This is a genomic window from Mycobacterium sp., assembly GCF_032161845.1.
In the GTDB taxonomy this organism is placed as follows: Bacteria; Actinomycetota; Actinomycetes; order Mycobacteriales; family Mycobacteriaceae; genus Mycobacterium.
In genome coordinates this window covers 1-9,014 of sequence record NZ_JAVRQA010000216.1, presented here as the reverse complement: position 1 = coordinate 9,014, position 9,014 = coordinate 1, and the positions used below count along the sequence as shown (strand labels likewise).

Here is a 9,014-nt window from a genome sequence, read left to right as displayed (position 1 = left end):
CTCGTGGCAGACATCACAGTTCGGCGAAATGGCAGGTCAACGGCAGTGTTTGGCGGCTGGAACGGTCCCGATCAACCGTCGGGTTGGTTAGCCAGCCGAAATTTGCTCGACACTGCTTTGCGATCAAGTTACCAGCCGGTATAGTTGGCTGCAGTTACTGGTGGGTAACTTAGCCCAAGTACCCAACCGCAGACGGAAATCTCATCGAGGAGACAGCGTGAGCCACTACAAGAGCAACGTCCGTGACCAGGTATTCAACCTGTTCGAGGTGTTGGGTGTCGACAAGGCACTCGGCCAGGGTCAGTACGCCGATCTAGACGTCGACACCGCGCGCGAGATGCTCGAAGAGATGGCGCGGCTGGCCGAGGGGCCCGTCGCCGCATCGTTCGCCGACGGTGATCGCAACCCGCCGGTCTTCGATCCCGAGACCCACAGCATCAAGCTGCCCGAGTCCTTCAAGAAGTCGGTCCGCGCCACGATCGACGGCGGCTGGGACAAGGTCGGACTCGACGAGGAGCTTGGTGGCGTGCCTGCCCCCAAGGCGCTGCTGTGGGCACTCAACGAGCACATCCTCGGTGCCAACCCCGCGGTCTGGATGTACGCCGGCGGCGCAGGATTCGCCCAGATCTTCGCCCACAACGGGACCGAGGAGCAGAAGAAGTGGGCCGCCATCGCCTCGGAGAACGGATGGGGCGCCACCATGGTGCTGACCGAGCCCGACGCGGGCTCCGACGTCGGCGCCGGCCGCACCAAGGCGATCAAGCAGGACGACGGCTCCTGGCACATCGACGGCGTGAAGCGGTTCATCACCTCCGCCGAGGCCGACGACATGTTCGAGAACATCTTCCACCTGGTACTGGCCCGCCCCGAGGGCGCAGGTCCTGGCACCAAGGGTCTGTCACTGTTCTTCGTGCCGAAGTTCCTCTTCGACTTCGAGACCGGCGAGCTCGGTGAGCGCAACGGCGTGTACGTCACCAATGTCGAGCACAAGATGGGCCTGAAGGTCTCGGCCACCTGTGAGCTGACCTTCGGCCAGCACGACAAGCCTGCCAAGGGCTGGTTGGTCGGCGAGGTGCACAACGGCATCGCCCAGATGTTCGACGTCATCGAGCAGGCACGAATGATGGTGGGCACCAAGGCGATCGCCACCCTGTCGACCGGTTACCTCAATGCACTCGAGTACGCCAAGAGCCGCGTGCAGGGTGCAGACCTGACCCAGATGACCGACAAGGCAGCGCCCCGCGTCACCATCACGCACCACCCGGACGTGCGTCGTTCACTGATGACGCAGAAGGCCTACGCCGAGTCGTTGCGCGCGCTGTACCTCTACACCGCGACGTTCCAGGACGCCGAGGTCGCCAATGCCGTGCACGGCATTGATGCCGAGCTGGCGGTCAAGGTCAACGATCTGCTGCTTCCCATCGTCAAGGGGGTCGGCTCCGAGCAGGCCTACGCCAAGCTCACCGAGAGCCTGCAGACCTTCGGTGGTTCCGGCTTCCTGCAGGACTACCCGATCGAGCAGTACATCCGGGATGCCAAGATCGACTCGCTCTACGAAGGCACCACCGCCATCCAGGCGCAGGACTTCTTCTTCCGGAAGATCGTCCGGGACAAGGGTGTTGCGCTGGGCTACGTCGCGAACGAGATCGAGCAGTTCATCAAGAACGAGGCGGGCAACGGCAGGCTGAAGGCCGAGCGCGAGCTGCTGGCGACCGCCCTGGCCGACGTCCAGGGCATGGCTGCCACGCTGACCGGCTACCTGATGTCGGCGCAGGAGGATCCGGCCAGCATCTACAAGGTGGGCCTCGGCTCGGTGCGCTTCCTCATGAGCGTCGGCGACCTGGTGCTCGGCTGGCTGCTGCAGAAGCAGGCCGCCGTCGCCATCGCCGCACTCGACGAGGGCGCCGCCGGTGCGGACAAGTCGTTCTACGACGGCAAGATCGCCGTCGCGTCGTTCTTCGCGAAGAGCTTCCTGCCGCTGCTGACCAGCACCCGTCTGGTGCTCGACAACATCGACAACGAAGTGATGGAGCTCGACGAGGCATCCTTCTAAGCCGCACTGCTTCACGCTCAGGGCCCCCGCTTCGGCGGGGGCCCTTTGCATTTGGGCCGGCGATCAGACTCGCGCGACCGGTGCCCCCGCCGGAAGGGGAACGGCCTGCACGCCCGGCGTGTGCTCGGCCCCCGCCAGCCATGGCAGCGCGGCAGTGAAGACCTGCGTCGCCAATGGCCAATCGTGGCGGCCCGTCGTCGGCACCACCGAGCAGGTGATGCCGTTCACCCTGCCGAGGCCACACAGTGTGTTCGCGGCCTGTGTCTGATCGGTCTGCATGCCAGCGCCGTCGCGCCCGCCGAGCCCCACCGCATCGGTGCCCGGAGAGGACTCGTGCTTCGTGGGGACGTCGGTGGAGATGGCAAACCAGCCCGAAACCCCCTTGTATGGACCGTGTTTCGCGATCACGGTGGCCGGGTCGAATTCGGCCCACGTGACCGCGTTCCCGCCGTAGAGCCGGGCCACCGTCTGGTCCTTGGTGCCAGCATTGGGTCCCGTGTCGCCCGCGATGTCGACGAAGTGGCCGAACAGTTCGGGATGCATCACGGTGAGGTCGACCGCGCACGTGCCGCCCATCGACCAGCCGACGATGCCCCAGTCGGCGGCGGCCGAACTGGTACCGAAGTGCGCGTTCACGTATGGCACCACGTCCTTGGTGAGGTGGTCTGCGACGTTTCCGCGGACGCCGTTGACGCATTCGGTGTCGTTGTTGAACGACCCGCCTGAGTCGACGAAGACCAGAACCGGCGCATTGCCGCCGTGCGATTGGGCGAACGAGTCGACGATCGCGGCGGCGTTGCCGGTCCGGAGCCAGTCGGCGGGTGTGTTGAATTCACCGCCGATCATCATCACCACCGGCAGCTGCGGTGCCGGGTTGGAGGCAAACCAGCGCGGTGGAAGGTAGACGAGCTCCGTCCGGTGCTTGAAACCCGAAGCGGCGGAGGGGATGTCCACCGGGACCACGCTGCCGTGGTCGAGTACGGTGCCTGCCTTCTGCATTGCCTGGATGGTGTCGAGATCGGTTTCGTCCGGCAGTGCCCCCGCCGTCAGTTGGTTCCAGGCGACCTGCACGGTCGGGAAGTAGCCGACCCACGTGTTCAGCGCCAGGCCCGTGCCGAGGAGGCACAGCGGGACGGCGGCCACGGTGGCGACGCGGCGCCACTTGATGCCGCGCCAGCCGAGCACGGCGGCGCTGAGGGCGAACCCCGTCAGGCCGGTCCAGATCCACAGCGAGTCGGGGGCGGGATCACCCGCCATGCCCTGCGAGTCGACGTACCAGTGCGCCCACGCGGCCACGGCCAGCCCTACGACGATCGAGACCGGTAGCCAGACCAGGCGCCACCGGCGGGTCCGCCAGCCGATCGCCAGGACCAGCACGATGATCGCGATGATCTGCAGCGTCGACGGCAACCAACCCTGCAGCAGCGACAGTCCGCGGTGGTAGGTGCCGGGGGCGTCGGCGGCCATGAAGTGCACCGTTACATGGTGGCAATGAAACCTGAGCGGTTCCTGTCGCCAGGCCGCCCCTGGCTAGGAGTCGAGGGTGCGCAGCACCGCGCGGGTGCGCGCCCGACCTTCTGGTGACGCATCGAAGGTGGCGGCGACGTACTCGTCGACCCCGGCTGCGCGCAGTTCGGCGAGGCGCTCCTTGACCGTCGTCTCGTCGCCGATGATCGCGGCGTCCTCCGGCCCGGCGTAACCCTCGCGGTCGAGCATGGCGCGGTAGGACGGCAGCACCCCGTACATCGCGAACTGCTCGGCGGCCTTCTTGCGGGCGCCGTCGACGTCGTCGGTGACGCTCACCGGAAGCGCCGCCACCACTCGCACCGCATCCGCGGGGCGACCCGCGTCGGCGGCGGCCTGCCGCAGGGTCGGACTGACGTGACCGGCCAGCGTCTTGGGTCCCGTCATCCAGGTGCACGTGCCCGCCGTGCGACGGCCCGCGATCCTCAACAACTGCGGCCCAAGCGCTGCGATGTAGACGTCGGGTCGCGGTGCCCCGGAAATCATCAAAGACCCCCTGGTGGTCACCGTTTCGCCCGTCGCGGCGGCAGCCTCACCCGACAGAAGGGGCAGCAGGCCGTCGAGATATTCGTTGAGCCTGCGCACCGGCTTGTCCCACGGGATGCCCCACATGCCCTCCGTGACCGCCTGATGGGTCATGCCGAGGCCGAGGATGAAACGGCCGTGTGACGCGAGGCTGACGGTCAGCGCCCGCTGCGCCATCTGCATGGGGTGCTGATTCTGGATCGGGACGACGCCGGAGGCCACCTCGATGTCATCGACCTCGTGCAGTGCTACCGCCAGGATGGTGAGAAGGTCTGGCTCGTAAGGCATCTGGCTCATCCACAGCCGGCGAAAACCTTCCTCGCGCAACTGCGCGAGATTCTGCACGGTGGCGTCGATCGGATTGGCGACACCCGCGTCGCTGAGTTGCCCGAACATACTGATCTCCATGTGCCCATCGAAGCATGCCTGCGTCCTGTTCAATGACGAGCAATGACCACCGAAGCGGCTCGACTCCAGAATTTCGGGCCCAACTGGTTCGCGTCGGTGATGGGCACGGGGATCGTGGCGACGGCAGGGGCCACGCTGCCGGTCCACGTACCGGGCCTGCACGTGTTCTCCCGCATCATGTGGGTGGTGGCCGCCGTCCTGCTGGTGGTCCTCCTGATCGCGGTGTCGGTGCAGTGGTTCCGCCATCCGACGGTGGCGAGGGCTCATTCGCGCAATCCCCAGATGGCGCACTTCTACGGAGCCGCGCCGATGGCCCTCCTGACCGTCGGCTCCGGCGCGATTCTGGTCGGCAAGGACTTCATCGGGATGTCGTGGGCCGTCGAGGTTCACTGGGTGCTGTGGACGGCGGGCACCGTCGGCGGTCTCTTCACCGCGGCGACGATTCCGTTCCTGATGTTCACCCAGCTCAACGTCGAGCCCGACGCGGCCTTCGGCGGCTGGCTGATGCCCGTGGTGCCGCCGATGGTGTCGGCGGCCGCCGGTGCCCTGCTGATACCGCACATGCAGCCGGGAACGGGACGCACCACGATGCTCTACGGCTGTTACGCGATGTTCGGGCTGTCGCTGATCGCGGCGCTGATCATCATCAGCATGATCTGGAGCCGGCTGGCGCTGTACGGCACCTCCGGCACGGCCCGGGTGCCGACTCTGTGGATCGTGCTGGGTCCGCTGGGCCAGGGCATCACGGCGGCTGGGCTGCTCGGGACGGCAGCGGCCTCGGCGGTGCCTGCCGAACTCGCCAGCGCGATGAACGTCTTCGCGGTCCTGTTCGGCGTCCCGGTCTGGGGGTTCGCGCTGTTGTGGATCGTGTTGGCCACCGAGTTGACGGTGCGCACCCTGCGGCGCGGGATGCCCTTCGCGCTGACGTGGTGGAGCCTGACGTTCCCCGTCGGCACGTTCGTGACGGGTACCACGCAGTTGGCCGTCCACACCGGTCTGCCCACGTTCAAGGTGGCGGCCGCGATCGCCTATGCGGGCCTGCTGGGTACCTGGGGACTGGTCGCGGTGCGGACGGCCCGCGGCAGCGTCCGAGGCAGCCTGTTCGTGCCGCCGCCCAACGCCGGGCCGATCAAGGCGATGAAGGACCCGCCCGCGCCGTCGAGTTAGCTCACATCAGACATGTAAGTGGCCCCGTGTGCCGTCGGGTCGGGGGGTCAGACGGCAACACGGAGCTACTACCCGTATCGACTACCCGCCCCACCCCGTTACACACGTCGTGGCGGAAGTCTCTAGGCCTCCAGAATGGCCGTGACGCCCTGGCCGCCTGCCGCACAGATCGAGATCAGGCCGCGCACCGGCTTGCCGGTTTCCTTCTTCTTCTCGGCCAGCTGCTTGGCCAGTTGCGCCACGATGCGTCCGCCCGTCGCCGCGAACGGGTGACCAGCGGCCAGCGATGAGCCGTTGACGTTGAGCTTGCTCCGGTCGATCGAGCCCAGTGCGGCGTCCAGGCCAAGCCGCTCCTTGCAGTACTCCTCGGAGTCCCACGCCGCGAGGGTCGCGAGGACCACCGACGCGAAGGCCTCGTGGATCTCGTAGTAGTCGAAGTCCTGCAGCGTCAACCCGTTTCGGGCCAACAGTCGCGGCACCGCGTAGGTGGGCGCCATCAGCAGACCGTCGTCGCCGTTGACGTAGTCGACCGCGGCCGTCTCCCCGTCGACGAAGTACGCGAGCACCGGAAGCGAATGCGCCTCGGCCCACTCGTCGCTTGCCAACAGGGCCACTGACGCACCGTCGGTCAACGGTGTCGAATTTCCTGCCGTCATGGTCGCATCGCCGTTCTTCACGCCGAAGACGGGCTTGAGCTTGGCTAGCTTCTCGGCCGTCGAATCGGCGCGCAGGTTGTTGTCGCGGTAGAGGCCGAGGAACGGGCTGACGAGATCGTCGAAGAACCCGCGGTCGTACGCGGCCGCCATGTTCTGGTGACTGGCCGCGGCCAGCGCGTCCTGGTCGACGCGCTTGACGGCCATTTCCTTGGCGGTGACGGCGGCGTGCTCGCCCATCGACATGCCGGTGCGGGGCTCGCCGTTGGTGGGGATCTCGACGCCGACGGAGGCGGGCAACTGGCCGATGAGCTTGAGCCTGGCGACGTTGGAGTTGGCTCGGCGCAGACCCAGCAGGACGCGCCGCAGGTCGTCGCCGAATGCGATGGGCGCGTCGGAGGTGGTGTCCACCCCGCCGGCGACACCCGAGTCGTACTGGCCGAGTGCGATGCCGTTGGCGACGGCGATGGTCGACTGCAGGCCGGTGCCGCACGCCTGCTGCAGGTCGTAGGCGGGTGTGTACGGCGACAGTGCGCTGCCGAGCACGCACTCGCGCATCAGGTTGAAGTCGCGGCTGTGCTTGAGCACGGCGCCACCGACGACGGCACCGAGGCGCTCGCCTTCGAGGTGGAACCGGTCGACGAGACCGCCGAGCGCGGCCGTGAACATGTCCTGGTTCGACGCATTGGCATAGGCGCCATCCGAACGCGCGAAGGGAATCCTGTTGCCGCCGAGAATGGCCACTCGACGGGTTGCCTTGCTGTCGGCCACGTCTCCTCCAGTACCTTGCAGTGCACTGACGAGGGACGCCAGTGTCGAGGGTCATACTACCCACCGTTCTTACTCTGGAGTAAGTTCGTGACCGATACGACAGCGTCCCTCGGCAAATGGGGTACCCCTAGTCCGTAGGCAATACCCGTTTCTCCTCGAAAGGCAGCTCAGTGGCTACCGACCTGTTCTCGCAAGTGGTCAACTCCGGTCCGGGGTCGTTCCTGGCCAAGCAACTCGGCGTCCCGCAGCCAACGACCCTGCGCCGCTACCGGGCGGGTGAGCCCGCGTTGGCCGGCCCCCTGCTCGTCGGCGGCGAGGGCCGTGTCGCCGAGCCGCTGCGCAGCGCGCTCGCAGAGGACTACGACCTGGTCCGCAACAACGTCGGTGGCCGCTGGGCCGACACGTTCGGCGGCCTGGTGTTCGATGCCACCGGCATCACCACCCCCGAGGGCCTCAAGGCCCTGCGTGACTTCTTCACCCCGGTGCTGCGCAACATCGGCTCAAGCGGTCGCGTGGTCGTCATCGGCACCACCCCGGAGCAGACGGGCAGCGTCGACGAGCGCATCGCCCAGCGTGCGCTGGAGGGCTTCACCCGATCGCTCGGCAAGGAACTGCAGCACGGCGCCACCATCGGGCTGGTCTACCTGGCCGCCGACGCGAAGCCCGCCGCGACGGGCCTCGAATCGACCGTCCGATTCCTGCTGTCGGCCAAGTCCGCGTACGTCGACGCCCAGGTGTTCTACGTCGATGCGCAGGACTCCGTGCCGCCCGCCGACTGGGACAAGCCGCTGGACGGCAAGGTCGCGCTGGTGACCGGCGCGGCCCGCGGCATCGGCGCCGAGATCGCGGCGGTGTTCGCCCGCGACGGCGCAAAGGTGGTCGCGATCGACGTCGACCAAGCCGCCGAGGCGCTCGCCGAGACGGCCACCAAGGTGGGTGGCACGGCGCTGACGCTGGACGTCACCGCGGCCGACGCGGTCGACCGCATCACCGAGCACCTGCGCGAGCACTATGACGGCAAGGCCGACGTTCTGGTCAACAACGCGGGCATCACCCGCGACAAGCTGCTCGCCAACATGGACGAGGGACGCTGGGATTCGGTCGTCGCCGTCAATCTGCTGGCACCGCAACGACTCGCTCAGGGTTTGGTGGACAACGGCACCATCGGCGAGGGTGGCCGCATCGTCGGGCTTTCCTCGATGGCGGGCATCGCGGGCAACCGCGGGCAGACGAACTACGCCGCTACCAAGGCGGGCATGATCGGAATGACGCAGGCGCTGGCGCCCGTCTTCGGCGAGAAGGGCATCACGATCAACGCCGTCGCGCCGGGGTTCATCGAGACCAAGATGACCGAGGCGATCCCGCTGGCTACCCGCGAGGTGGGCCGCAGGCTCAACTCGCTGTTCCAGGGCGGCCAGCCCGTCGACGTTGCCGAGGCCATCGCCTACTTCGCCAGCCCGGCCAGCAATGCGGTCACCGGCAACACCATTCGGGTGTGCGGCCAGGCCATGCTGGGTGCCTGAAGTGACTCCGGCGGGCAGGAGCGAAGCGACAGGGGGAGACATGAAACAGCCGAGTGGTCTGAAGAACATGCTGCTTGCCGCCGCGGGCGCGCTGCCGTTCGTCTCGCGCGGCGACACGATCCCCGACCGGACGGTGACCATCGACGACCTGGCCATCGACTCCGCCAACGTCGCCGAGTACGCGGCGGTGACGGGCCTGCGTTTCGGCGACGCCGTGCCGCTGACCTACCCGTTCGCCCTGACGTTTCCTTCGGTGATGTCGCTGGTGAGCGGTTTCGACTTTCCCTTCGCCGCAATGGGTTCGGTGCACGTCGAGAATCAGATCACGCGGTACCGGCCCATCGCGGTGACCGACGTCGTCGACGTCGCCGTACATGCCGAAAACCTCCG

6 protein-coding genes and 1 pseudogene are annotated in these 9,014 nt (G+C 67.2%); 4 read left to right on the top strand and 3 right to left on the bottom strand.

The genetic code is table 11. The features are described 5' to 3' along the window. Positions 1 to 217 precede the first annotated feature (217 nt). On the top strand, positions 218 to 2,053 hold the full coding sequence (locus QOD90_RS12575) for an acyl-CoA dehydrogenase family protein (RefSeq protein WP_526350106.1): 1,836 nt from the start codon (positions 218 to 220) through the stop codon (positions 2,051 to 2,053). Between the two features lie 63 nt (positions 2,054 to 2,116). Here QOD90_RS12575 and QOD90_RS12570 read toward each other — a convergent pair whose 3' ends face one another. Further along, entirely contained in the window at positions 2,117 to 3,520 is a 1,404-nt protein-coding gene (locus QOD90_RS12570; RefSeq protein WP_526350141.1) for an alpha/beta hydrolase, read from the bottom strand. A gap of 63 nt (positions 3,521 to 3,583) precedes the next feature. Continuing rightward, a complete protein-coding gene (locus QOD90_RS12565; protein WP_526350104.1) occupies positions 3,584 to 4,510 on the bottom strand; it encodes a TIGR03564 family F420-dependent LLM class oxidoreductase in 927 nt (308 codons plus the stop codon). Between the two features lie 42 nt (positions 4,511 to 4,552). On the opposite strand from QOD90_RS12565, the gene QOD90_RS12560 reads away from it, so the two are divergent. After that, positions 4,553 to 5,677, top strand: a complete 1,125-nt coding sequence (locus QOD90_RS12560; protein WP_526350102.1) for a TDT family transporter — start codon at positions 4,553 to 4,555, stop codon at positions 5,675 to 5,677. A 122-nt stretch (positions 5,678 to 5,799) separates the two neighbouring features. On the opposite strand, the gene QOD90_RS12555 is transcribed toward QOD90_RS12560, so the two are convergent. Further along, positions 5,800 to 7,101: an acetyl-CoA C-acetyltransferase gene (locus QOD90_RS12555; RefSeq protein WP_526350100.1), complete on the bottom strand. Its 1,302-nt coding sequence runs from the start codon at positions 7,099 to 7,101 to the stop codon at positions 5,800 to 5,802. A 170-nt stretch (positions 7,102 to 7,271) separates the two neighbouring features. Between QOD90_RS12555 and QOD90_RS12550 the strand changes: the two genes are divergently transcribed. Beyond that, positions 7,272 to 8,624 carry a 3-oxoacyl-ACP reductase gene (locus tag QOD90_RS12550; RefSeq protein ID WP_526350098.1) on the top strand — a complete coding sequence of 451 codons (1,353 nt, stop codon included), beginning with the start codon at positions 7,272 to 7,274 and terminating at the stop codon, positions 8,622 to 8,624. Between the two features lie 40 nt (positions 8,625 to 8,664). Next, positions 8,665 to 9,014 (top strand): annotated as a pseudogene (locus QOD90_RS12545) (dehydratase); the annotation flags it as partial.

What these genes read in the sequence shown, in the direction of transcription:
- QOD90_RS12570 (WP_526350141.1), bottom strand. Translation starts at nt 3,520, where the DNA reads ATGGCCGCCGACGCCCCCGGCACCTACCACCGCGGACTGTCGCTGCTG.
- QOD90_RS12565 (WP_526350104.1), bottom strand. Translation starts at nt 4,510, where the DNA reads ATGGAGATCAGTATGTTCGGGCAACTCAGCGACGCGGGTGTCGCCAAT.
- QOD90_RS12560 (WP_526350102.1), top strand. Translation starts at nt 4,553, where the DNA reads ATGACCACCGAAGCGGCTCGACTCCAGAATTTCGGGCCCAACTGGTTC.